Origin of the sequence: Paucibacter sp. DJ2R-2, from assembly GCF_025717675.1 — a bacterium.
Classification (GTDB): domain Bacteria; phylum Pseudomonadota; class Gammaproteobacteria; order Burkholderiales; family Burkholderiaceae_C; genus Paucibacter_A.
On the sequence record NZ_JAJIRT010000004.1, the window covers coordinates 358,460 to 381,352 of the forward strand.

Annotated in this window: 21 protein-coding genes; 7 read left to right on the plus strand and 14 right to left on the minus strand. The window is 68.4% G+C overall.

The genetic code is table 11. The features are described from left to right. Positions 1-20 precede the first annotated feature (20 nt). The 4 genes from LNV28_RS12915 to LNV28_RS12930 all read left to right on the plus strand — a co-directional run bounded on the left by LNV28_RS12915 (position 21) and on the right by LNV28_RS12930 (position 3,500). Complete coding sequence (locus tag LNV28_RS12915) at positions 21-974, plus strand: alpha/beta hydrolase family protein (RefSeq protein WP_263517950.1); 954 nt, start codon at positions 21-23, stop codon at positions 972-974. A gap of 73 nt (positions 975-1,047) precedes the next feature. Further along, on the plus strand, positions 1,048-1,611 hold the full coding sequence (locus tag LNV28_RS12920) for a DUF3617 domain-containing protein (RefSeq protein ID WP_263517951.1): 564 nt from the start codon (positions 1,048-1,050) through the stop codon (positions 1,609-1,611). Between the two features lie 213 nt (positions 1,612-1,824). Then, entirely contained in the window at positions 1,825-2,829 is a 1,005-nt protein-coding gene (locus tag LNV28_RS12925) for an XdhC family protein (protein WP_263517952.1), read from the plus strand. Further along, positions 2,817-3,500 carry a hypothetical protein gene (locus LNV28_RS12930; protein WP_263517953.1) on the plus strand — a complete coding sequence of 228 codons (684 nt, stop codon included), beginning with the start codon at positions 2,817-2,819 and terminating at the stop codon, positions 3,498-3,500. Before LNV28_RS12925 ends, LNV28_RS12930 begins: the two co-directional genes overlap by 13 nt. A 6-nt stretch (positions 3,501-3,506) precedes the next feature. Here LNV28_RS12930 and LNV28_RS12935 read toward each other — a convergent pair whose 3' ends face one another. The 7 genes from LNV28_RS12935 to LNV28_RS12965 form a co-directional block, all read right to left on the minus strand. Beyond that, a complete protein-coding gene (locus LNV28_RS12935) occupies positions 3,507-4,211 on the minus strand; it encodes a transporter substrate-binding domain-containing protein (RefSeq protein ID WP_263517954.1) in 705 nt (234 codons plus the stop codon). Positions 4,212-4,341: 130 nt separating this feature from the next. After that, complete coding sequence (locus LNV28_RS12940) at positions 4,342-4,947, minus strand: GNAT family N-acetyltransferase (protein WP_263517955.1); 606 nt, start codon at positions 4,945-4,947, stop codon at positions 4,342-4,344. Between the two features lie 11 nt (positions 4,948-4,958). After that, positions 4,959-5,396 (minus strand): GNAT family N-acetyltransferase, encoded by a 438-nt coding sequence (locus LNV28_RS12945; protein WP_263517956.1) that lies wholly within the window; start codon positions 5,394-5,396, stop codon positions 4,959-4,961. Between the two features lie 71 nt (positions 5,397-5,467). After that, entirely contained in the window at positions 5,468-7,201 is a 1,734-nt protein-coding gene (locus LNV28_RS12950) for a serine/threonine protein kinase (RefSeq protein ID WP_263517957.1), read from the minus strand. Positions 7,202-7,343: 142 nt separating this feature from the next. Beyond that, a complete protein-coding gene (locus LNV28_RS12955) occupies positions 7,344-8,201 on the minus strand; it encodes a cytochrome c (RefSeq protein ID WP_263517958.1) in 858 nt (285 codons plus the stop codon). A 54-nt stretch (positions 8,202-8,255) separates the two neighbouring features. After that, complete coding sequence (locus LNV28_RS12960; protein ID WP_263517959.1) at positions 8,256-9,281, minus strand: helix-turn-helix transcriptional regulator; 1,026 nt, start codon at positions 9,279-9,281, stop codon at positions 8,256-8,258. Then, on the minus strand, positions 9,278-10,192 hold the full coding sequence (locus LNV28_RS12965; protein ID WP_263517960.1) for a GGDEF domain-containing protein: 915 nt from the start codon (positions 10,190-10,192) through the stop codon (positions 9,278-9,280). The genes LNV28_RS12960 and LNV28_RS12965 overlap by 4 nt, the downstream gene beginning before the upstream one ends. Before the next feature lie 224 nt (positions 10,193-10,416). Here LNV28_RS12965 and LNV28_RS12970 point away from each other — a divergent pair, with 224 nt between their 5' ends. Then, the gene (locus LNV28_RS12970) at positions 10,417-13,005 is read left to right on the plus strand and encodes a TonB-dependent receptor (protein WP_263517961.1); all 2,589 of its coding nucleotides are present in this window, start codon (positions 10,417-10,419) and stop codon (positions 13,003-13,005) included. 2 nt (positions 13,006-13,007) lie between these two features. Continuing rightward, positions 13,008-14,597, plus strand: a complete 1,590-nt coding sequence (locus tag LNV28_RS12975; RefSeq protein WP_263517962.1) for a phytase — start codon at positions 13,008-13,010, stop codon at positions 14,595-14,597. On the opposite strand, the gene LNV28_RS12980 is transcribed toward LNV28_RS12975, so the two are convergent. From LNV28_RS12980 to LNV28_RS13010, 7 genes are all read right to left on the minus strand, one after another. Beyond that, the gene (locus LNV28_RS12980) at positions 14,584-15,237 is read right to left on the minus strand and encodes a Vat family streptogramin A O-acetyltransferase (RefSeq protein WP_263517963.1); all 654 of its coding nucleotides are present in this window, start codon (positions 15,235-15,237) and stop codon (positions 14,584-14,586) included. The genes LNV28_RS12975 and LNV28_RS12980 overlap by 14 nt on opposite strands. 117 nt (positions 15,238-15,354) lie before the next feature. After that, entirely contained in the window at positions 15,355-15,897 is a 543-nt protein-coding gene (locus LNV28_RS12985; protein WP_263517964.1) for a porin family protein, read from the minus strand. An 85-nt stretch (positions 15,898-15,982) separates the two neighbouring features. Then, positions 15,983-17,740 (minus strand): MFS transporter, encoded by a 1,758-nt coding sequence (locus LNV28_RS12990; protein ID WP_263517965.1) that lies wholly within the window; start codon positions 17,738-17,740, stop codon positions 15,983-15,985. Between the two features lie 114 nt (positions 17,741-17,854). Then, a complete protein-coding gene (locus LNV28_RS12995) occupies positions 17,855-18,460 on the minus strand; it encodes a response regulator (protein ID WP_263517966.1) in 606 nt (201 codons plus the stop codon). 354 nt (positions 18,461-18,814) lie between these two features. Beyond that, positions 18,815-19,516 carry an aquaporin Z gene (gene aqpZ / locus LNV28_RS13000; RefSeq protein ID WP_263517967.1) on the minus strand — a complete coding sequence of 234 codons (702 nt, stop codon included), beginning with the start codon at positions 19,514-19,516 and terminating at the stop codon, positions 18,815-18,817. 148 nt (positions 19,517-19,664) lie between these two features. Continuing rightward, a complete protein-coding gene (locus tag LNV28_RS13005; protein ID WP_263517968.1) occupies positions 19,665-20,303 on the minus strand; it encodes a glutathione S-transferase in 639 nt (212 codons plus the stop codon). Between the two features lie 12 nt (positions 20,304-20,315). Continuing rightward, positions 20,316-21,737 (minus strand): amidase, encoded by a 1,422-nt coding sequence (locus tag LNV28_RS13010; protein WP_263517969.1) that lies wholly within the window; start codon positions 21,735-21,737, stop codon positions 20,316-20,318. Between the two features lie 265 nt (positions 21,738-22,002). Between LNV28_RS13010 and LNV28_RS13015 the strand changes: the two genes are divergently transcribed. Further along, positions 22,003-22,893, plus strand: a complete 891-nt coding sequence (locus tag LNV28_RS13015) for a hypothetical protein (RefSeq protein WP_263517970.1) — start codon at positions 22,003-22,005, stop codon at positions 22,891-22,893.

Sequence of the window (22,893 nt, forward strand, 5' to 3'; positions counted from 1 at the left end):
CCCAAGAACCGAGCCCGCCCATGAACAGCCCCGCCCGCGCCACCCCCCTGCCCCCGGCCCAAGCCGTGTACCTGCGCTGCGCCGACGGCCGCCTGCTGCACGCCAGCTGGCAGGAGCCGGCCGGCCCGGTGCGCGCCCTGGCCCTGATCAGCCCGGCCATGGCCGTGGCCAGCCCCTTCTACCGTGGCTTTGCCGAATGGCTGGCCGGCCGCGGCTATGCCGTGCTCAGCTACGACTACCGCGGCATCGGCCGCAATCTGCAAGGCTCGGTGCGGGATGAACGCGCCGGCCTGCGCGAATGGGCACAGCTGGACATGGCCGCCGCCCTGCGTGCCATCGAACACCGGCGCCAACGCGAGCAGCGGGCGCAAGGCCAGCCACTGGGCGTGCTGGCCATCGGACACTCCTTTGGTGGCCAGGCCATCGGGCTGGCGCCCGGCTTCGAGCAGCTGGACGCGGTGCTGGGCGTGGCCGCCCAAGCTGCTGACTTCCGTTACTGGGCTGGCCTGCAAAAAGCCAAGGCTGCGCTGTTCTTTCACGCCCTGCTGCCGACCTTGAGCCATCTGTTTGGCCATGCGCCGGGCTGGGTGCTGGGCGGCCGGGCGCAGAACCTGCCCAAGGGCGCGGCGCTGCAATGGGCACGCTGGGGCCGCCGCCGGGGCTACCTTTTCAGCGACCCGGCCGTGCAGGCCGATCTGGGCTACCACCGCTTCACCGGCCCGGTGCATTTGTGGAATGTGACGGACGACACCTTGTTCGGCCCCGGCCCGGCGGTCGACCAGCTGGGTCGGCAGTTCAGCAGTGCCAAGCTGCAGCGCCACACCCTGGACCCACGCCAGCTGGGCCTCCGAGCCATCGGCCACTTCGGCATGTTCCGGCGCGAGCTCGGCGCCAAGCTCTGGCCCCTGCTGCTGGCGCCGGTGGAGCTGGCCACGCCGCGGCTGCGCGACCGCTTGCATGGGGGCCTGCTCTGATCGGCACCGTGGCAGACGGCTGGCTACACTGGCCGTTCCCCAGCCATGGCCCCGCCGGGCCCAGGAGCCGCGCATGAAGCCCTTGAAGACACGCACCTCCCCTCAGCTGCTGTTTGCAGCCCTCTTGCTGGCCGGCAGCGCGCTGGCCCAAGCCCAAAACATCAAACCGGGCCTGTGGGAAATCAAGATGAACCCCCAGCTCAGCCCCGAGCGCCAGGCGGCCATGGCCCAGGCCCAGCAGCAGCTGGCGCAGATGCCGGCTGAGCAGCGCAAGATGATGGAAGAGATGATGGCCAAGGCGGGGGTCAACGCCAACCTGGCCACCGGCGCCATGACGCTCAAGGTCTGCATCACGGCCGAACAGGCGGCGCTCAATCAGCTGCCGGTCTCCAGCCAGGGCAATTGCAAGCACCAGTTGGAACGCAAGGGCGCACAGATCCTGAACCGCTTCAGCTGCAGCGAGCCCGAGCTCAGCGGCGAGGGCACGACCACCCTGAGCAGCCCCGAAGCCTACAGCTCCAGCATGAGCACCGTCAGCCGCGCCGGCGGCAAGACCGAAACCATGTCGGTCCAGAGCCAGGGCCGCTGGCTGAGCGGCGACTGCGGCGGCATCGCGCCGATGAAGACCAGCAAGTGAGTGTGCAGCGGCCGCGCCGCGTCACAGCTTGCCGGTGAAGATGCGGCCCAACCAGCCCAGATACCAAGCCAGCAAAGCCTCGTACCAGCGCGGCTGAGGCTGGGCCGGGGCTGCTTTCTCTGAGGGGGTCGGTTCGGTCATGGCATAAGCCTGGTGCAAGAGCAGAAGCCATTGTGCGCCGCGGGCCCGCCCTGCGGCATTTACCATCGCCCCATGGACAACGTCGATCTGCAAATCTTGCGCCAGGTGAGCGCCTGGCGCCACGAGGGCCGGGGCGTGGTGCTGGGCACCATCACCCGCACCTGGGGCTCGGCACCGCGACCGGTGGGCTCCTTGGTGGCGGTGCGCGATGACGGGCAGATCGCCGGCTCCGTCTCGGGCGGCTGCATCGAGGACGATCTGGTCGCCCGCCTGCGCGAGGGCGCCTTGCAGCTGGCCGCGCCCGAACTCTTGCGCTACGGCGTCGGCGCCGAAGAGGCCACGCGCTTCGGCCTGCCCTGCGGCGGCACGCTCGAACTCCTGCTGGAACCGCTCCATGCCGATTCTCAGATCGACGAACTGCTGGCCCGCCTGGACCGCGGCGAACGCGTGCAGCGCCGGCTCGACCGGCGCAGCGGCCAGGTCGAGCTGCTGGCGCCCGACTCCAGTGCCGATGCCCTGCAGCTGAGCGAGCAGGAACTGCGCAGCCACCATGGCCCGCAATGGCGCCTGCTCATCATCGGCGCCGGCCAGATGAGCCAGTACCTGGCGCAGATGGCCCTGGGTCTGGACTACCAGGTGCTGATCTGCGACCCGCGTGCCGAGTACATGGAGGGCTTCGCCGTGCCAGGCACGACGCTGACGCGCGACATGCCCGACGATGTGGTGCAGGCCTTGCGACCCGACGGCCACACCGCCATCGTCGCCCTGACCCACGACCCCAAGCTCGACGACCTGGCCCTGATGGAAGCCTTGCGCGGGCCGGCCTTCTACATTGGCGCCATCGGCTCGCGCGTCAACCAGAGCAAGCGCCGGGCCCGCCTGGCCGAGCATTTCGGCCTGCAGCCCGAGCAGCTGGCGCGCCTGCATGGCCCGGTCGGCCTGCACATCGGCGCACGCACGCCGCCCGAGATCGCTCTGTCCATCCTGGCACACATGACGGCGGAGCGCTACGGCGTGCAGCTGCAGGGCAGCGCGGCGCTGCCGGCGTCGACCGGGGGCAGCGCTTGCGAGACCTGAGACGCCTGCCCCTGCTGGGGCTGCTGCTGGCGGCTTCCGGCCTGTGCTGGGCCGGGCCCGACCTGGCGCTGCGCGAACAGGAGATCCAGCAATGCCGGCCCGAGGACATCGTCACCTGGGGCGATGGCCAGGACCGACCCGCCCTGGCCTCACCTCTGCTGCTGGCCTATTCGCATGCCGGCGCGCCGGCCTGGTTCACGCCGGCACAGGTGCTGGCCACGCTGGAGCGGGCGGCGCACAGCTGGTCGCGCTGCGGCGTGGCCAGCCGGGTCAGTCTGCTGCAGCCCGGCCAGGCCCTGCCGCCGGGCGGCGTCTTCGTGCAGTGGAGCGAGATCGGCAGCGCCGGCAATTTCGGCCTGGCCAATCTGAGCCGGCGCAGCCTGGCCATGAACCCGGCCATGTTCGCCCTGCTGCGCGAGCGCAAACCCAATTACCCGGCCGAACAGACCCTGCAGATGGTGGTGTCGCATGAGATGGGCCACTTCTTCGGCCTGATGGCGCATTCGCGCCGCTGCATCGACGTCACGTCCTACTACAGCGACGGCAAGGGCGGCGAATGCCTGGTGGCCGACCGGGCCCTGCTCAAGGCCTTCGGCGAGTACCGCTCGGTGCTGCCCACGGCCTGCGATATCGAACGCTGCCGGCGCGCCAACATCCCGCCCCACCCCTGAGAAGCTTCAGTCGGGCGGGAACATCCAGCGCTCGTAGATGCGCTTGGCCGTGCCGTCGTCGACCATGGTCTTGAAGACCGCGTTGACCTGGGCTTCGGCCCCCAGCTGGCTGGACTTCTTCGAGAAGGCCACGGTCAGATAGGTGGTGTTGAGCACCAGCACATCGCCGAACTCGGCCTCGAGCTTGAGCTTGTGGATGATGTGGCCGATGGTGGACAGGGAACCCGCAACGGCCATGGCATCGCGGTCGGCCACGGCCTTGCGGATGGCCAGGGTGTAGTCGAGCACCAGGTCCTTGCGGATCTCGGGGTCGACGTCGAAACGCGGGTCGACCTTGAGGCCACGCGGCGCGCCGACGATGATCTTCTTCAGGTCCTCATAACTGCGAATCCGCACGCCTTTGCGCGCGCGCACGCCAAAGTCAAGAGGCACGAAGGCTGTGCCCCGGTTGGCATAGGCGGCGCGCGCATCGCCCCAGGCCATGATGGAAAAATCGCAATCGCCCACTTCGAGGTCTCGCTCGACACGGGCGTAGGGCGTCAGGGTCTGAATGGTGCTGTGGCCGCTGCGGCGCTCGAACTCGCGCAGCAGGTCGACGATGATGCCGACATTCGGCTCGGCCGCTGTCGGGTCTGGGTTCCTTTTGGCCCAAGGGTCGAACTGGATCAGGTCAACCTTGAACTCGCGCGCCTGAGCGCTGGCTGCCAGCAAGGCCAGACACAGGGCCCAGGTGGCCCACCGAGTTTGCCCACCACCCACAATGCCTGACCCTTTTCCTTTTTACTGCCTTGAACCTGGAAGTTCTTGCCTGCCAATCTAACAGAGCCGCAGCGGTGGGGAATCAGGGCTCGGGCCGGTCGCGTGCCACACGTGCCAAGTAGTCCTGGATTTCGCTGTCGCGCTCCAGCCCGGCCGCCAAGGGCTTGAGCAGCACGCGCAGGCTGTTGATGCGGCGCCCGGCCGGAACGCCCTCGCGGCGGCGCAACTCGACAAAGCCCTGGCGCTGCCAGAAGCGCTCGCCGCGCTGATTGCCGACCACCACCCCGAGGCGCATCCAGCGCGCACCGGCGCGGCGCGCCCAGTCCTCCAGGCCCTGGTAGGCCCGCGCCGCATCGCCCTGGCCGTGGCGGGCGGTGGCGATGATGAAGAGGCCGAGGTGGCAGACGCCTTCCGCCACCATGTCCTCCAGCAAGCTGCCGTAGCCGACCATCGCGGCCTCGCCCTCGGCGTAAATGCCGAAATGACGCACGCGCCGGTAGCTGAGCTCGGGCGGCGGCAGTTCGTCAAACTCCTGCTGCGCTTCGTCAGGTCGCGGCGCCTCGTCACCGACAGTCCAGAAATACTCGGGGTTGGCGTCGAGAAAAGCTTGCACGGCCGGAATGTCGCCGGCATCCAGTTCGCGGCAGGACAAGGAGTCAGACTTGAATTGCAAAGGCGTGTCGCGCATGGTCACTCAGCTCAAACGGCCCGGCTGTAGATCTCGGGATCCAGGCGCTCCATGAAGGCCTGCGGCTTGGCGGACGGCGTGAAGCCGTACTTGGCGTACAGGCCTGCGGCCGTGCTGGTGGCCAGCAGAAAGCGACGCAAGGTCTGGAGGTCGGGGTGGGCCATCACGGCGTCCATCAGCGCCCGACTGCAAGCGCGGCCCTGCTGCTCGGGCAGCACGAAGACATCGCAGAGGTAGGCAAAGGTCGTGCGGTCGGTGACCACCCGGGCAAAGCCGACCTGGGCGCCGTCCAGAAACGCCCCGAAGCACAAAGAATGGGCCAGCGCCTGCGCCAGCGTCGCCTTGGGAATGCCCAGGCACCAGGGCGCCTGTTCGCTGAGGTAGCGGTGGATGACGTCCAGGTCCTGGTCCTGGAGCTTGCTGCTGATGCGGAAAGGGCTGCTGCTCATGGCGCTATTTCAGCAGATGTGCAGCCCGGCGCTGTGCGCGCTGCGGACCTCGCGCCAGGGCGTCACCAGCCTCAACGTTCGCGGCGCTGCTCGCGAATCTCACGCAAGCGCACGCATTCGGCATGGCCGGCATAGGCCGGCTTCTCGCAGCGGCGGTCCACGCACCAGATGCGCAAGAGGATGTTCTCCTTGGCGCAGGCTTGGCGAGGGTCGAGCGGCGCGGCGAGTGCATCCTCCGAAGCAGCTGCGGCCGGCGGCTGTGCCAGTTGGACCTGAGCGCTCGGGGCGGCGGCCGTCAGGCTGGCATCCTGCTGCGGCATGGCCGGCAGCTTGGCCCCGGCCTGGGCCGGCCCGCCATCACGAGGCGGGCGACGGGCCTCGCCTTTGCCCGAAGCTGCTGAGGCCCTTTTGGCCGGCACCGCGGCCTTCTGAAGCGCGGGCGCGGCCGACGCCAGCACCGTGGGCGAACTGGCCGACGGTGCTAGGGCCGGCGTCGACAGTGCTGGTGCCAGCTCTTGATTCAAGGCCAAGGCCGGCACGGCGGCCGAGGCGGGGCCCGAGGCCGGGTCCGCCAGCGCCATCCCTGGAGACGCCGCGGGTGCCACGGGCGCCGCGGGCCGCTGCAACAGCCACGCGCCCAGCGCCAGCAACACAGGCACGGTGATCCAGGCTGCCCAGCGCCAGGCGGCTGGCAGCGCTTGGCGTGCAGCCGGCACGGCTGCTGCTGTTGCTGCAGCTATCGCTGGCCTGGGCTTGCTGCGCCCGGCCGGAGGAGCCGCGGGTGGCGGCGCCGCACTGCGCGGCCGCGGCTCGGGCTCGCTCAGCGGCAGGGGCAGGTCGGCTTCTTGCAAGCCTGGGGGCTCGATGACACCGGTCAAGGCGTCGCGGAAAGCCTCCATGCTCTGGGGGCGCTCGAGCGGGCGCACCGCCAAAGACCAATCGATCGCCGCCAGAAAGGCCCGCGAACACCCTGGCAAGGCCCGGCCTGCCAGAGGCTCGTAGTCGTCGAACACCGCCCGCGCCGTGGCCGGCGGCGGCGGCTGGCCGGTCAGCAGGAAATGCAGCACTGCGCCCAGGGCATAGACATCGGTCCAGGGGCCTTGACGCAGGGCCGTGCTCTCGGCGTACTGCTCGATCGGCGCGTAGCTGGGCTTGAGGATGGCGGTGAAGGTCTGGGTGCGGTCACCGATGGCGCGGCGCGCAGCGCCGAAGTCCAGCAGGATCGGGTCGCCGCCATCGTCGGGCAGGAGGATGTTGTCGGGCGCGATGTCGCGGTGGAAGACCGCGGCCCCATGGAGCAGGCTCAGCGCTTCGAGCAGAGGCAGGAGCAGGCGGAGCAGCGCGGCTTCGTCCAGGGCCGGGGCGCGGCCGGCGCTGATGTCATCGCGGCGTTGACGCAAGGTCTGACCCTGCAGATAAGGCATGGCCATATAGGCCGTGCCATGGGCTTCCCAGAACTGGAAAACTTTGAGCAGGGAGCGGTGGTCGAAGCGGGCCAGCAGACGCGCCTCGTTGACGAAAGAGCGGCGGCCGATCTCGAAGGTCTCGCTCAGCGAGGCGGAACGCACCGACACCGCCGAGCCCTCGCCGCGCTGCGCCAGTTGGCCCGGCATGTACTCCTTGATCGCCAACTCGCGCTCCAGCGCATGGTCGCGCGCCAAGTAGACGATGCCAAAGCCACCGACACCCACGGTGCGCAGAATCTCCAGCGAACCGAAGCGGGTGCCGGGCGGCAAGGCATTGACGTCCTCTACAGGCGCGCCCTGCGCGCGGAGGCCGGTGCGGTCAAAGGGGACGTCCGACATGTCAATTCAAGCTGGCTGGGCAAACAAAGAGGCCGGCTGCATCGCCAGGATGCCGCCGAGAAGTTCGCCAGCCTACCCGATTCAGCGCGCGCTGCGAGTCCAGACGAAACCGAGTGTTAACCAGGGTTCAGCGCGCTCAGACTCAGGGCGCCACCGGCAGCGCCTTCAGGTAGTCGTGCAGCTCGCTGGCGATGCGCTGGCGCTCGGCCAGGCTCAAGCCGTCCGGCAGGGCTGGCATGGCGGTGCCAGGCTTGACGGACTGGGGCTGCAGCAGCCAGCTCTGCCAGGTGCGCGAGTCGATCAGCTTGGCGCGCACGGCCAGATTGAGTGGCATCTTGGCGCCGCCGAAGCCGTTGATCTGGTGACAACTCAAACAGTATTTCTGCACCAGGGCGGCCTGCTCGACCCAGCGGCTGCTGTCCATGCCGGCCGGCAGCAAGGCCTCGGGCTTGACCGCGCGCAGGCTGATCTCGGCCACCTGATAAGGCCAGTGCGTGCCACCCTCGACCTGCAGGCTGGGCGCGGCGAGGTTGTCCCAGATCAGGTAGTAGGGACCGAGCGCCACGTTCTTCTCGTTCTGGGCCAGGTTGTCGACCGTGAAGGCCCGGCCATCGGCCAGGCCGAGGGCCAGAAAGGCGCGGTACTTGAGGAAACGCGACACCGGCATGCGGGCGATGAAGCCGTCCAGGGCTTTGAACTCGAGCTCGCGGTCGGCCTGCGCGTTCCAGTCCGGCCCGAGCACGCGCACCAGCACTTCCTCGATCGGGAAGGCCTGGTAGCGGCGCTGCACCGCATGGTCCTTGCGGCTCAGATGCGGCTCGACCACGGTGATGGTCTGAGGCTTGAGCCCTTGGGCGGCCAGCTGCGCTTGCAAGGCCGGCGGCGTCGGCAAGGCCTCGGCCCGTGCGGCGCAGGGCAGCGAGAGCGCTGCTGCGGCCAGCCACAGAGCGCGCGCGGCGCTGCGCTGGAACCATGAATGCTGCCTTGCCAATGTGCTCATGCCGTGCTCCTGACCCGGGGCGGGTCTGGCCTGCATTGCAGCACAGACCTGCGCTCAGGCGAGCAAACTCGGCACCAGGCCGGTCCAGCGTTTGAAAGAGCGGCGGAAGTTGCTGCGGTCATGAAAGCCCAGGGCCTGGGCCACGCGCTCATGGCTCTGGCCTTGCAAGAGCAGCAGATAGAGCGCCCAGTGGGTGCGCACCTGGTCGAGCTGGGCCTGGAAATGCGTGCCGTGCTGGGCCAGATGGCGCTTGAAGGTGGCGCTGCTGACGCCAAAGGCCTGGGCGCTCTGCTCCAGCGTGGGTGCTTCACGCAGGCGCGGCAGCAGATGGTCGTAGAGCGCCGCCAGCAGGCCGCGGCCGGCGGCGCCGGGGTCGGCGCCCTGGGCCAGGGCCTGGGCGGCCATGCTGTCGGCCACGCCGCGCGGCCAGGGCTCGTCGAGGCAGGCGGCCGGCACGCGCATGGCGTCGACCTGGCAATCGAACTGCAGATCGGCGCCGAGGAACACCGCATGCTGCGAGAGGTCGCGCGGGCGGCTGCGGTTGAAGCTGTAGCGCCAGGGCAGGCGCCGGCCGCCCAGCCACTGGCACAGGGCGGTGACGGCGCTCATCTGCATGTCGACGACGAAATTGCGCTGTGCGGCGCCGACGCCGCAGGCCTCGGTCCAGATCAGCAGCAGCTCGTCCTCATGCCAGAGCAGGCGCGGCGTCAGCAGGGGCGAAAGCCGGGCGCTGTGCGCGGCCAGCAGCTCCAAGGCCTGGCGGCCGTTGCGCGCCTGGCCCAGGGCATGGCTGGCCAGGCCGGCATGGCCGGGCAGGCTGAGCTGGCCCAGCACAAACGCCGTGTCGGGCGCCTGCAGCTGCACTTGCAAGGCGGCCAGCAGATCAAGCAGCTGCTGCGGGCTGAGCAGGCTCGGCACGGTGCTGAAGCCGGCGGCGGCCAGCAGCTCGGACGGCCGCAGGCCGCGGCTGCGTGCGAATTCCAGCAGCAGCACGGCTTGATGCTCCCAGACCAGGCAGCGCGTGCCCAGTTGGTAGACAGCGCCCGGGGCCGGGCTGAGGCCGAGAAGGGCGGCGTTCATAGCCGGGCCGCCAGATGCAGCAGCTGCTGCGCACCGGGCTCTTCAGCATCGACCTCGCACCACACCACCCGCGCCGGCCGCTGGATGCGCTGGCCCTGGCGGCTGTGGTGGGCCAGGCTGCCCAGGGCTTGCTGCAAATGGCCGGCGGTCTGCGCCGCCAAGGCCGGGCCAGCGCCGGGCATCAGCAGGGCGAAGCGGTCACCGGCATAGCGGCAGAGCAGGTCCTCAGGGCGCAGGTTCAAGATCAAGAGATGACCGGCGGCCTGCAGCAGGCGATCGGCCTCGGCCAGGCCATGCTCGCGGGCGATGCTGTCAAAGCCGTCCAGGCTCAGCATCAGCAGGGCCGCGCCGGGCTGGCCCTCGCGCTGCTGTTCCAAGGCGATTTGGCGGGCCAGGTAGTCGGCATCGCCGAGCTGGGTGATGGCATCAAAACTGCGGTGCTCGCGGATCAGGCGCTCGCGCTTGAGCAGTTGATCGCTCAAGGCCCGCTCTTCCTCGCGCCAATGCTGCAGGCCGATGGTGAGCACCAGCATGCCCAGCGGCGTCAGACCCGATTCCAGCCAGTTGTCCCAGACCACGGCCTTGGGCAGGCGCCAGAACTCATCCAGCACATCGACCCATTCGCCCAGCAGGATGCCGGCCAGGCCCAGGCACAGCCAGTTGGTCACGCGGCCGCCGGGCCGGCTGCTGCGCAGCTGGGTGATCCAGATGGCGGCCATCAGCACCATGCCGCCCTCGCCGGCCACATCGATCCAGCGCCAGTCCTGCAGCGGCTTGGCCTCGCCGCCCCAGGCGAAAGCCGCCATCAGGCTGGCCATCAGCAAGGCCAGGAGGTGGCCGAAATGCGCCAGGCCCAGCACAGGAGCCTGGGGCACGGGCTGCAAAGCCTTGAGCAAAGGTGAGATGAGCATGGGCTGGCGATCCTAAAGAGGCTTTGTGACAGGCCGTCATGCAAGGGCTGGATGTGGACGGCGGGGGTCGAAACAGCTCAGTTCGGGGCTGGATCTGCGCTCTTGCAGCCGCTGTGGCCGCCCGGGGCCCAGCCGTCACGGAACTGCCATGCGGCCTGCCTAAGGTGCGGAGCCATTGCCGATCCGGCGCTTGCCTGTGCTCCACTGCGGAGCCCCCACCCACCATGTCCACCTCCTTCCGCCTGCCCTGCCCGGCCCTGCGCCGCCCTCGCCTGACGCCGCTGAGCCTCGGCCTGAGCGCCGCCCTGCTGTCCCTGACGGCGTCGCCCGCTCTGGCGCAAAGCGCCGCGCCCGCCCCGGCCGGTGCCGCCAGCGCGCCCACCACGCTGGAGGCCGTGCAGCTCAACGGCCAGGCGGCCAATCTGCGCAATGCGCTGGACAAGCAGCGCGCCGCCACCGGCGTGCTGAGCGTGGTCCATGCCGACGGCATCGGCCAGCTGCCCGACATCAATGCCGCCGAGGCCCTGGCCCGCCTGCCCGGCGTCTCGGTCGAGCGCGACCAGGGCGAAGGCCGCTTCATCCGCGTGCGCGGCCTGGGCCCCGATCTCAACGCCGTCAGCATCAACGGCACCCTGGTGCCATCGGCCGAAGCCGACCGTCGCGCCGTCGGCCTCGATGTGGTGCCGGCCGGCCTGATCCGCTCGCTGGAAGTGCGCAAGACCCTGAGCCCCGACCAGGACGCCAACTCGCTCGGCGGCTCGGTGGCGGTGAACACCGTGTCGGCCTTCGACCAGCCCGGCCGCGTGCTGAACCTCAGCGCCGGCGCCAGCTACGCCGCACTGAGCGGCAAGACGCGCCCGAACGGCGCCCTGATCTACAGCGACCGCTTCCTCTCCAACAGCCTGGGCCTGGCCCTGGCCCTGAGCAGCGACGAGCGCAGCTTCGGCTCGGACAATGTCGAGACCGGCGGCGCGTGGAATCTCAGCGGCAGCAGCCCCGCCTTGAGCAAGCTGGAGCGCCGCAGCTACACCATCAGCCGCGTGCGCCACGGCGGCGCCCTGAACCTGGACCTGCGCCCCGACCCGAGCCAGAGCTATTACCTGCGCAGCTTCAGCAGCCGCTTCACCGACACCGAACAGCGCCAGGCCCAGACCCTGGAGTTTTCTCCCGCCCTGGCTGCGGGCGCCAGCGGCGGCTCGGCCAAGGCGGCCCGTTCGCTGAAGGCGCGCGAGGAGATCTCGCAGGTCGACTCCCTGAGCCTGGGCGGCGAGCGCCGCTGGGGCGACTGGCAGCTCAGCGCCGCCCTCGGCACCGGCCGCGCCAGCGAGAACAAGCCCGACACCCTGTCCGGCGCCACCTACAAAAACGCCACGGCCTTCAGCGGCCTCAGCTTCGCCGACAGCCAGAGGCCCGTGATCAGCGGCCCGGCCGGCCTGGCCAGCAGCAGCGGCTTCGCGCTCGACAAGATCAAGCTGGAGCAAAGCCGCGCCACCGACCGCGAACGCAATCTGCGCGTCGACCTGCTCAAGGACCTGGACCTGGACGGTGCCGAGCTGGAGCTCAAAGGCGGCTTCAAGATTGCCCGCCGCCAGAAGGACAACGGCCGCGAAGTCTGGAGCTACAGCGGCAAGACACTGGCCAAGGCCCCCTATGGTTTCAGCAGCAGCCAGCTGTCCATGGCCAGCGTGGTGGCCGAGGGCATGCCACGTTATCCCTGGGGCGAGCTGGGCCCGAATCTGAGCGAGCAAGCGGTGCGGCAGCTTGTGGCCGGCCTCAAGCCGGCTGAGTTCCGCGAGGCCAGCGATTCGGCCATTGCCGACTACCGCATCAAAGAAGAGAGCGACGCCGCCTACCTGCAGGCCACCATCGACTGGAAACACACGCAACTGATCGCCGGTCTGCGCCACGAAGCCCTGCGCCTGGAGGCCGACGGCACTGGCAACAGCAAGGGCCAGTTCAGCGCCCAGCACAGCGAGAGCCGCAGCCGCCACTGGCTGCCGGCCCTGCTGCTGCGCCAGCAACTGAGCAGCGAGCAGCAGCTGCGCGCGGCCTACACCCAGTCGGTGGTGCGCCCCACTTTCGGCCAGCTCAGCCCCGGCTTTGTGATCGAGGACAAGAGCGCCGAGTTCGGCAACCCGGCACTCAAGCCCTTGCGCTCGCGCAATCTGGACCTGGGCATCGAGCAGCGCCTGGACCGCGACGGCAGCTTGTCCGCCTATGCCTTCCACAAGAGCATCCGCGACTTCGTCTACCGGACCAATCTGGCCGGCCAAGGCACATGGGCCGGTTTCGATTCGGCCCTGACTTACGCCAACGGCGAGGACGCCAAAGTCAGCGGCCTGGAGCTGGCCTATGGCCAGGCCTTGCGCGGCCTGCCGGCACCTTTCAACGGCCTGGTGCTGGGCGCCAACGCCACCCTGGTGCACTCCAAGGCCACCATCGCCGGCTACAAGAACGGCCAGCTGCAAAGCCGCCAGCTGGCCCTGCCCAGCCAGTCGGACCGCAGCCTCAACCTCAGCCTGGGCTGGGAAGGCCAGGGCCTGAGCACCCGCCTGGCGGTCAACCACAAATCGGCCTATCTGCTGGAGGTGGGCGATGTGCTGAACCCGGCCAAGGACTTGTGGGTGGACGGCCAGACGCAATGGGACTTCTCGCTGCGCTATGACCTCAGCGCCAAACTGCAGCTCAGCCTGGAGCTGCTCAACCTGAACAACAGCGCCTACTACGTCTACGCCGGCCAGCGCGCACTGAACGCGCAGTACGAGCAGTATGGCCGCAGCGTCAAGCTGGGTCTGAAACTGGCGGTGTTCTGAGCATGAGGCAACACACATTCGCACTCTTGATGGCACTTGGCTTGCTGGGCCCGGCCCATGCCACCCAGACAGCCGACCTCAACCCGACCCAGCTCCAGCTCGACAAGAAGGGCCTGCAGCTGCTCGACCGCCAAGGCCGGGAACTGGCGCGTTATGCCGTGCGCGCCAAGCGCTGGGACCAGCGCGCGGACGGCACCCAGGGCCATGTCGCCGTGCTGCTCGATGCCGACCGAGGCCGGCCGGTGCTGCTGCGCAGCGAGGGCCAGGTCTTGCGCGCCCAAGACCTGCCCGAGCCTGGCTTTGCCGTCGAAGCGCTCTGCCTGCACCGCGACCCGCAAGGCCTGCTGCAGCTCTTCCTGCTCGGCGAGGAAGGCCTGAGCGAGCAATGGCTGATCGCCGGCCCCGAGGGCGCGCGCCCGCTGCGCCGCCTGGCCACGGCGCCCGGCGCCAAGGGCTGCGTGGTGGATGACAAGCTGGAGCTGCTGCGCATCGAAGAACCCGGCCTGGGCCTGTGGGAACACAGCACGCGCATCGAGGGCAAGCCGCAGCGCCGCCTGCTGCGTGCGGCGAGCCGCTCGGCCAAATCCGCCCCGGTTGGAAAAACCTGGGACTGGCCGGTGCTGCAGCCCAGCGGGCAGACGGCGCCGGTGGCGCGCTTCGGCGACGCCGCGGACGACCCGGCGATCTGGGTGCACCCCAGTGACGCCCGCCTCAGCCGCATCCTCGGCACCAACAAAAAGCAAGGCCTGCTGGTCTACAACCTGCAAGGCGAGGAGCGGCAGCTGCTAGAGGTGGGACGCATCAACAATGTCGATCTGCGCCAGGGCCTGCAAGTGGCGCCCGGTCAGTCCATGGACCTGGCCGTGGCCACGCAGCGCGATGAGAAGGCGCTCGTGCTCTTCGGCATCGATGGCCAAGGTCAGGTGTCCGAGCTGGCCCGGCTGCCCACCGATCTGAAAGACATCTACGGCCTCTGCGTCGGCCGCAGCGCCGAGGGCGAGCTGGACGCCTACCCCAACGACAAAGACGGCCGCGTGCAGCAGATCCGCATCACGCGCAGTGCCGATGGGCGCTGGCAGTCACGCCTGCTGCGCCAATTCCAGCTGGCCAGCCAACCCGAGGGCTGCGTGGTGGACGAGGCAAACGGTCGGCTCTTTGTCGGCGAAGAGAAACGCGGGATTTGGCAGATCGACATCGGCAGCAAGGCCGGCATGACGCCCAAGCCGCAGCTGATCCTGCCGGTCGGCGGCGCCCTGGTCGCCGATGTGGAAGGTCTGGCGATCTACCGCGCCCGGCCGGGTGACGCCGGCTATCTGCTGGTGTCCTCGCAAGGCAACCACAGCTATCTGGTGCTCGACGCCCAGCCGCCCTACGCCTTGCGCGGCGGCTTTCGCATCGGCATCAATGCCGAGTTGGGCATCGACGGCGCGTCGGAAACCGATGGCCTGGAGGTCAGCGCCGCCAACTTCGGCGGCGTCTACGGCCAGGGCCTGATCGTCGTGCAGGACGGCCACAAGCGCCTGCCCGACGGCCCGCAGAACTTCAAGCTGCTGCCCTGGAGCGAGGTGGCGCGCGCGCTCAAGCTGCCTTGAGCAGGGCGGCGATGTCGCCGCCGGTGATGGCGGACAGGTGGGCGGTGATCTGCTCGACCGGCCAGTCCCACCAGGCGATATCGAGCAGCTGCTCGACTTGCTCGGGGCTGAAGCGGCGCTTGATCGGGCGGGCCGGGTTGCCGCCCACCACGGTGTAGGGCGGCACGTCCTCACAGACCACCGAGCGGGCGGCCACGATGGCGCCGTGGCCGATCTGCACGCCGGGCATGATCAAGGCGTCGTAGCCGATCCAGACATCGTGGCCGATCACCGTGTCGCCCTTGTAGGGCAGATCACCGGGCTGCGGCGCGGCCTTCTCCCAGCCTTGGCCGAAGATGAAAAAGGGATAGGTCGAGATGCCCGAGCTCTGGTGGTTGGCGCCGTTCATGATGAAGCGGGTGCCGCGGGCGATGGCGCAGAACTTGCCGATGATCAGCTTGTCGCCGATGAAGGGGAAGTGATAGAGCACCTGGCGCTCGAAGTTCTCGGCCGGCTGCGGCGCCTGCCCCGGCTCACCGGGATCGTCGTAATAGCTGTAGTCGCCGACGATGATGTTCGGCTTGCGGATCACCGATTTGAGAAAGCAGACCTGGGGAAAGCCAGGCATGGGGTGAGGCTGGTCGGGGTTGGGGCCGTGCATGGCAGAAGGCGCTGCTGCAGCGCGAGGTCAGAACACCGAGATTGTGCCGGCGCAGCCCGAGGCGGCTGGAAGCCATGCCCCGTGGCGCCAGGCGCCCGGGGTCGTCTGCCAACTTGATCAGAACCTGAACTGCAGGCCCAAGGACAGCACGTTGATGTCGTTCTTCAGGAAGCGGTTGTACTCGAGCTGCAGACCCCAGCTGGGGTTGAAGTCATAGCCCAGGCCGGCGCCCAGGCTGGTTTCGCTGACCGAGTCGTGGCGCATATTCACCAGCGTGGCTTTCATCGTCGTGCGGCCCACACCCAGGCGCCCATACAACTGGACCGACTCGCTCAGCGGCGCGCTCAGGCGCAGCGCGGCGCCGACATGGTCCTCGGGGTAGACAAAGCCCTTGGGGTCGAGAAAGCCGACCATGAAATCGAAATTGAGGGAGCGCGCGAACAGCTCGGCCGAAAGGTTCGGGCTGAACTGGTAACCGGCGCTGAAGCCGAAGGACGGATCTGACTTGCCGTCGTAGACCTTGGACTTTCCCTTGGCACTGCCGAGATTGGCACTCAGGTAGAAACCTTTGCCATCGCCGACCGGGCCGGCTTGAGCGGCCGTCTGCATCAGCATGGCCGCAGCGGCGGCCGCCAACAGGGGAATTCCTTTCGCTCTCATCTTGAACACCATGCGCTCCTCACTCGTTTGGGTGAGCGGCAGAATATCAGTGGATGAGGCGTTAGGCATCCCCCAAAAGTAGGCCTCAGTGCGCAGGCAAAGGCCGCGTCGCAAGGGTCAACACGCTCCAATCACGGCGCGCCAGCTGGATCAGCACCAGGCCGGCCAGCAGGGGCAGCAGATAGATCAGCGCGTCGGCCAACATCAGCTGCGGCGAGCTCTGAGCCCAAGGCGCCACGCCTGCTTGCAGACCGTCCACCCATTTGCGGCCATAGATGGCCAGCAGGGGCAGCGCCAGCCAGGCGGAAGCTCGGCGCAGGCCAGAGCTGATGCCGCTGCCCAGCACCTCGCGGCCGGCCAGCAGGAACAGCGGGCTGACCACGAAGAGCATGGTGAAGAAGACATTGGCAATCGGCAGCGCCGCGCCCAACTCGGCGCGCAAGGCCCAGAAGGGCAGCCACAGCAGGCACAGCAAACCCAGGCCCAGAGCCGTCTTGCGGGCGCGTCGGTCGGCCAGCGAATCGCTGACTTGCGCCGCTTCCGAGGCCGGCTTTTTCATCAGATGCATGAGCAGCAGACAGAACAGGCCCACGGTGGCATCAATCGCCAGGGTCACCGGATAACCAAAGGCTTCAATGGACAGCCCCTGCCAGGTGGCGGTGTAGGCGATCGAGAGGTTCATCAGCGCCATATAAGCGGTGAACTGGGTGGCCGCGACCTTGGGGTTGGTCACATCCATGAACAGGGCCGAGCGCACGCCGTACATCAGGCCCATGAAGACATTGAAAGCCAAAACCGCGGCCCACAGCGCCGTGACCAGGGCCGGCTCCACCGCAGCCTTGCTGTCCGCCGCACGCGGCATCACATAGCCATGCTGCTGCAGCACGATGGCCAGGTAGACGACGGGCAGGCTCATCAAAACCACCGAGACGCTGAGCACCAGGCGGCGGCCGATGCGGTCGGACAACATGCCGCCGACCACCATGGCCACACCGCTGAGCACGCTAGTGGCCAGATTCATCCAGGCCACCTGATCATCATCCAGACCCAGCTCCACCGAGAGGTTGGACTGCAGGGCCAGGCTCAGTGACATGGCGCCGCAAGGCAGCAGCGCAAAGAACACGCCTGCATAAGCACCGCGCGTGCCGATGAAGGAACGGAAGGCGTCCATGGCGAAGCTGCGCATCTCGCCCAGGGCGTGACGCAAGCCCCGGCCCGCCTGGCTGGCGGCATCGCCGGCCTGGGCCAGCGCCTCTTTCATGGGCATCACGACGAGGCCGGTGACGGCCAGGATGCTCAAGGCCACAAAAACAAAGCTGTTCTGGAAGCCGATATAGGCCATCAGGAAGAGCACGCCGCTGCCGCCGACCGCCTGGCCCACGGCCGCACCGGCAAACATCAGGCCGTTGGCCAGACCGCGCTCCTCGGGGTGCAGGGTGTTGCAAGCCAGAGCGTCGATGGCCACGTCCTGCATGGCCGCAAAGGTGTTGTGCACCAGCAAGATGATGGTGAACAAGGCCAGTTGCTCAGGCAGCTTGACGAAGACCAGCACCCCCAAGGTGGCGGCCATGACCAGCTGCGTGCCCAAGATCCAGGCGCGGCGATGACCGAAGCGCTGCGAGCGGAACACATCGACCAGGGGACCGAAGGCCCATTTGAAGGCCCAGGGCAGGTAGAAAGCGGCGACAAACGCCCCGATCTCGGCCGGGCCCACGCCCATGCGGCGCAGCTGGGTGGCCACCGCGGTGGCGGCAAAACCGAGGGGGATGCCCTCGGTCATGTACAAGAAGAAAAAGGCCGACAGGCGACCGTTCCGGCTTCCCAGCAGATTGGGCAATCTCATGCGCTCATCCGCGCGCCGGCGGGCGCGCCCCTCATGTTGTTGTGGGGCGGATTATCCCGGTGGGCCGCGGCCGCGGCCATGCAGGCCTACCCGGAGGGTGGGCCCGGCGGATTCCTAGCGCGGGCGCAGGCTGGCCAGGGTTTCCACGCGCTTGAGCAGCTCGCGGTCGTTCCAGGGCTTCTTGAAGATGCCGTAGAGGCCTTGCACCTGGTGCACTCGCGCCTGCATCTCGTCGTGGCCGGTGATGGCGATGATGGGCAGGTCCTCGGTCGCCAGGCTGCCCTGGACATCGGCGATCAGCTCGAAGCCGTCCTTGTTGGGCATTTCCAGATCGGTGATCAAGACGGCAAAGCGCCGCTCTGCCAGGCATTGCAGAGCTTCCAGGCCATCCTTGGCCACGGTCACCTGGTAGCCAGCGCCTTCGAACAAGCGGGACAGCTTGGCACGCGCCACGGCCGAATCGTCAACCACCAGCAGCGGCACCGGGCCGGCCGCTGCCTGGGCGACCGCGATGGGCGCCGCGGCCTGTGGCGCAGCCGCCACGCGGTTCACCGGCGCATAGCCTTCCGGCAGCGGTGGCTGCACGGTGTTGTGGCCGGCCGGGGGGATCTGGTCGTCACCGCGGCGCACGCTGATGATGAAGACCACGATGGCCAGGGGCACGGCGATCAGCAGCGGCAGCAAATAGGGACCCAGCAGATCCGGCACTTCAAAAGGCATGGTGAGTTCTCCGCCCTTCCCCGGCCTGGCCTTGTCAGACCGCAGGGAAAAGCTCGATGCGTCGGTGGAGCGCAGAATCTACCACCGCCGCCGACCCGCCGGCGCGGGAAAAGCCCCGTCGCCGGCCGCCAGAACCGAGACTCAGAGGGTGAGAACTTTTGTAGCGAGCGGCCGTCAGACTAGACTGAGCCCGGACTGATCCAGTCCTGAGGACTGGATCAGTCCGGGCGAAGGACTCGGCCTCTGGCCGAGTCGGGCGGAGCGCAGGAACCGGAACGTACTCTATGTACGTGAGGATTCCGAGCGTTCGGCCAACGACGTATGGCGGCCGCGCAGTAAAAAGCTCTAACCCTCTCAGGCCTTGGCGGGGGCGCTGCCGACGGCCCGATAGGCCACGGCACCGAGCACGGCACCGACAATGGGCGCCACCCAGAACAGCCACAGCTGCTCAATCGCCCAGCCACCCACATACAAGGCCACGCCGGTGCTGCGCGCCGGGTTGACCGAGGTGTTGGTGACGGGGATGCTGATCAGGTGGATCAGGGTCAGAGCCAGGCCGATGGCGATGGGCGCGAAGCCGGCCGGGGCGCGGCCGTCGGTGGCACCGAGGATGACGATCAGGAAGAAGGCCGTCATCACCACCTCGGTCAACAAGGCGGCCTGCAGCGAGTACTGGCCCGGCGAGTGCTCGCCGAAACCATTGGAGGCAAAGCCGCCGGCCAGGTCAAAGCCGGCCTTGCCGCTGGCAATCAGATAGAGCACGCCGCCGGCGGCCAAGCCACCGAGCACCTGGGACACGATGTAGGGTAGCAGCTGGCTGGCCGGGAAACGGCCGCCGGCCCAGAGGCCCACCGACACCGCCGGGTTGAAGTGGCCGCCCGAGATGTGACCGACGGCATAGGCCATGGTCAGCACGGTCAGGCCGAAGGCCAGGGACACGCCATGCAGGCCGATGCCCACGCCGGGAAAGGCCGCGGCCAGAACGGCACTGCCGCAACCGCCGAGCACCAGCCAGAAGGTACCCAGAAACTCCGCGCCATAGGCTTTTGTATTCATGCTTGCATCACTCCATCCGTTGATTTGAGTCGTTCGCACCGGCACCTGGAGCGGCCGGCGGCGCGCCATGATGGACCAGGCCAGATGTCAAAGCAAGCACGGATACCCCTGGCTTTCGGCACCCCCGCGGCCGGCCTCTCCTTGGGTACTAAGCGGCCGGCCAGTGACGCTGAAACACAGCGCGCACGGCCGGCGCGTCCTCGGTGGCCAACAAGCCGGCATGAAACTCGGGCCTCTGCTGCTGCAGATGCGCGCGGCTGCCCGACCATTTCGACACCACCGTGGCCAGCAAGGCCAGGGCGCTGCAGCGGCCCGGGCCCAGGCAAGCGCCGCCGTACTGGTCGGCAAACAGCTCCCAGAGCTGGTGCAGCCGTGCCCGCGTGCCGCGACGGATGCGCTCCTGCACGGCCTCGTCCTGCTCGGCCTCGGCACACCAGCGCTGCGGGTAGTCGATCACGCCGATGGCGGCATAGCAGTTGGCAGCCAGGAAGACCAGGCCGCTCAGGGCCTGGGCGCGTGGCCCCGGCTCGCGCGGCAGCAGGCCGGAATCCGGCGCGGCATCCAGGCCCAGATGCATCAGGATGGCGGCGCTTTCGCTGATGACCTGGCCGCCCGGCAGGCGCAGGGTCGGGATCTGGCGCAGGGGATTGATGCGACCCAATTCCTCCAGGCCGGGCCCTGGTCGCCAGCTGGCGGCCTCGATCAAGCGATGCTCCAGCCCCGCAATGCACAGGGCCGCCTCTACAGCGGCCGAACCGGAACCCTGGCTGCCATACAGCTCATACATCGCTCTGCTCCTTCAAAGCACTGGCCAGGGTCGCTGCGGGCCGCGCAGGCGCTCGAACTCGGCACAGACTTGCAGCACACCCAGGTCATCAAAACGTCGGCCAATGATCTGCAAGCCGATCGGCAAGCCGGCCGCGCTGTAGCCGCCGTTGATGCTGGCCGCCGGCTGCTCACTCATGTTGTAGGGCAAGGTGAAGGCGATGTGCTCGAAGGGCCGCGCCGGGTCATTGAGCGGACTGGCTTGTTCGGCAGCAAAAGCCGTCTCGGGGCTGACCGGGCTGAGCACATAGTCGAAGGGCTGGCAGGCCGCCACGGCCGCCTCGCGCAAGGCCTGCATCTGGCTGTAACCCTGGAACAGCTCGTCCGCCGCCATGCCGGCCGCGCCCTCGACCCAGGCCCTGATGTAGGGCAAGACCAAAGCCTGGCGTTCGGGCGGCAAGGCGCGGTAATCAAGCCAGGAGCGCATGCGCCAGAACTTGTCCAGGCCGTCAATCATGGCGCGGTGGCAGAACGGGGCCAAGGGCTCGACATGCGCACCGGCCTGCTCGAACAGGCTCGCCGCGGCCACCACGGCTGCGCGCATCTCGGCGCTGGCCGGTGTGCCCCAGCCGGCATCAAGCAAAAGCCCCAAGCGCAAGCCCTTGAGCTCGCGGCGCAAGGCCAGCCAGTCCTGCGCAAGCGCGGGCAGGCTGCTGGCATCGCGCCAGTCGGGCCGGCTCAGATGGGCCATCATGCGCGCCGCATCCGCGACCGTGCGCGTCATCGGCCCGGCCACCCGGCCGGCATAGGCGGGTTGGATCGGAATTCGGCCCAGGCTGGGTTTGAGCGTGAAGATGCCGCACCAGCCGGCCGGCAGGCGCAGGGAGCCGCCGATGTCGGTGCCAACATGAAGCGGCCCATAACCCGCCGCCGCAGCGGCCGCCGCACCGGCGCTGGACCCACCCGGGTTCTTGCTCAGGTCCCAGGGATTGCGGCACAGGGCATGGAAGCTGGACAGGCCCGAGCTCAGCATGCCGTAGTCAGGCATGGTGGTCTTGGCCAGCAGCACGGTACCGGTCTCGCGCAGGCGAGCAGCCGGCGGCGCGTCCGCCGGCGCCGGGCTCAACAGGGAAGCGGCGCAGCCCAAGGGCATGGGCGTGCCACGCGTGGCGATGTTTTCCTTGAGCGTGAGCGGCACGCCGTCCAGGGTGCAGGCCGGGTCCAGGCCCGGCGGGCATAAGGGTTCACCGCGCAGCCAGCGTGCCTCGCTGACCCGGGCCTGCGCCAACGCAGCCTCGGCATCAAGGGCATAGAGCGCATGGAGCGCGGGTTCGCGCCGCTCGATCTGCGCCAGCACGGCACGCGTCACCTCGACCGGCGACAGCTGCTTGCTGGCATAGGCCGCAATCAATTCGGACGCAGACCAGAGCTGCAGGGGCTGGCTGGCAATGCTCATGGGCAGACGCCTTTCGCTTCAGGGCCAATATGCTGGGGGGCCAGGGGATTGTGGACCAAGGTGAGGCTCGGCAAACGCGCCGCTCGGGCGCATCTCGCACGACTCCGACGGCGCTCGCCCATCCAAGCCCCAAGGGGGATGGCGCAGCCCCGGCGACCATGCCACAGTGCGCCGGCACCCAAGAGTGAGGGCAGGACCGGCAACGAGGCCAGGCCCATCCAGACAAGTCAAACAGAAGCCCGCGTGGACGGGCACGAGGAACCCCATGAAGCCAAACGACACAAGCACAAGTTGGCGGGCCCATGGCCTGCACGGCGCCGTCACCGCCCTGGCCTTGGCCAGCGCCCTGGTCCTGCAAGCCGGCTGCGGTGGCAGCCCGTTTGTGGATGTCGAGGAAAAGGTCGACTGCGCCGTCTTCAATTGCAAGGACTCCGAACTCATCCAGTCGGACGCCCTGAGCCCGCGCGCCACCATTCTGGGCCAGGATGGTCTGCTGAATGTCAGCGTCAGCGTCGGCCAGAGCGCCAATCTGCTGACGCGCATCCGTCTGACCGGCGCCGACCGCCTCTATGCCCAGACCGACAGCCAGCGCATCGAGCTGCGCGACAGCGACGGCCGCGGCAGCAGCTATACCGGCCAGCTTCCGACGAGCCTGGCACAACCGAGCATCAGCATCATTCTGGAACGCCGGGGCGAGCAGCATGTCAACAGCGTCACCCTGCCGAAAAGCTTCAGCGTGCTCTCTCCCATAGGGCCGGTGAACCTGGGCCGCAGCGCCGGCAAGCTGATGGTGCAGCTCGGCCAGGAGGCCGGCAGCTCGGTGGACAACCGCAGCAATCTGCGCTGCAAGCGCGCCGACGGCAGCAGCTTCTCGGGCGGTATGAGCGACGCGGTCAGCCTGCCCTTTCTGATCGAAAACCAGGCCGGCGCGCCCTGGGTACGCATCAACACCCTGGATCTGGATTTGGCGCTCAACGAGCACAGCCGCAGCCTGGACAAGACCACGCCTAATCTGTCGCCCGTGCAGAGCTGCGAGATCGATGTGAGCTGGCGAGTCTTCCGCTTGGGCAGCACCGCCAGCACCTTGTCGCGCTACACGACGGTGCGCGGCGAGCGTGCCGCCCGACAAAGCATCAGCTACGACGCGCGCTTGTGA

Bases quoted from the DNA above. Each gene is read 5' to 3' on its own strand.
- LNV28_RS12950 (WP_263517957.1), bottom strand. From the start codon at position 7,201: ATGTCGGACGTCCCCTTTGACCGCACCGGCCTCCGCGCGCAGGGCGCG.
- LNV28_RS12940 (WP_263517955.1), bottom strand. From the start codon at position 4,947: ATGCGCGACACGCCTTTGCAATTCAAGTCTGACTCCTTGTCCTGCCGC.
- LNV28_RS12980 (WP_263517963.1), bottom strand. From the start codon at position 15,237: ATGCACGGCCCCAACCCCGACCAGCCTCACCCCATGCCTGGCTTTCCC.
- LNV28_RS13015 (WP_263517970.1), top strand. From the start codon at position 22,003: ATGAAGCCAAACGACACAAGCACAAGTTGGCGGGCCCATGGCCTGCAC.
- LNV28_RS12965 (WP_263517960.1), bottom strand. From the start codon at position 10,192: ATGCTCATCTCACCTTTGCTCAAGGCTTTGCAGCCCGTGCCCCAGGCT.
- aqpZ (WP_263517967.1), bottom strand. From the start codon at position 19,516: ATGAATACAAAAGCCTATGGCGCGGAGTTTCTGGGTACCTTCTGGCTG.
- LNV28_RS12955 (WP_263517958.1), bottom strand. From the start codon at position 8,201: ATGAGCACATTGGCAAGGCAGCATTCATGGTTCCAGCGCAGCGCCGCG.
- LNV28_RS12985 (WP_263517964.1), bottom strand. From the start codon at position 15,897: ATGAGAGCGAAAGGAATTCCCCTGTTGGCGGCCGCCGCTGCGGCCATG.
- LNV28_RS12960 (WP_263517959.1), bottom strand. From the start codon at position 9,281: ATGAACGCCGCCCTTCTCGGCCTCAGCCCGGCCCCGGGCGCTGTCTAC.
- LNV28_RS12920 (WP_263517951.1), top strand. From the start codon at position 1,048: ATGAAGCCCTTGAAGACACGCACCTCCCCTCAGCTGCTGTTTGCAGCC.
- LNV28_RS12925 (WP_263517952.1), top strand. From the start codon at position 1,825: ATGGACAACGTCGATCTGCAAATCTTGCGCCAGGTGAGCGCCTGGCGC.
- LNV28_RS13010 (WP_263517969.1), bottom strand. From the start codon at position 21,737: ATGAGCATTGCCAGCCAGCCCCTGCAGCTCTGGTCTGCGTCCGAATTG.
- LNV28_RS13005 (WP_263517968.1), bottom strand. From the start codon at position 20,303: ATGTATGAGCTGTATGGCAGCCAGGGTTCCGGTTCGGCCGCTGTAGAG.
- LNV28_RS12975 (WP_263517962.1), top strand. From the start codon at position 13,008: ATGAGGCAACACACATTCGCACTCTTGATGGCACTTGGCTTGCTGGGC.
- LNV28_RS12995 (WP_263517966.1), bottom strand. From the start codon at position 18,460: ATGCCTTTTGAAGTGCCGGATCTGCTGGGTCCCTATTTGCTGCCGCTG.
- LNV28_RS12915 (WP_263517950.1), top strand. From the start codon at position 21: ATGAACAGCCCCGCCCGCGCCACCCCCCTGCCCCCGGCCCAAGCCGTG.
- LNV28_RS12990 (WP_263517965.1), bottom strand. From the start codon at position 17,740: ATGAGATTGCCCAATCTGCTGGGAAGCCGGAACGGTCGCCTGTCGGCC.
- LNV28_RS12945 (WP_263517956.1), bottom strand. From the start codon at position 5,396: ATGAGCAGCAGCCCTTTCCGCATCAGCAGCAAGCTCCAGGACCAGGAC.
- LNV28_RS12970 (WP_263517961.1), top strand. From the start codon at position 10,417: ATGTCCACCTCCTTCCGCCTGCCCTGCCCGGCCCTGCGCCGCCCTCGC.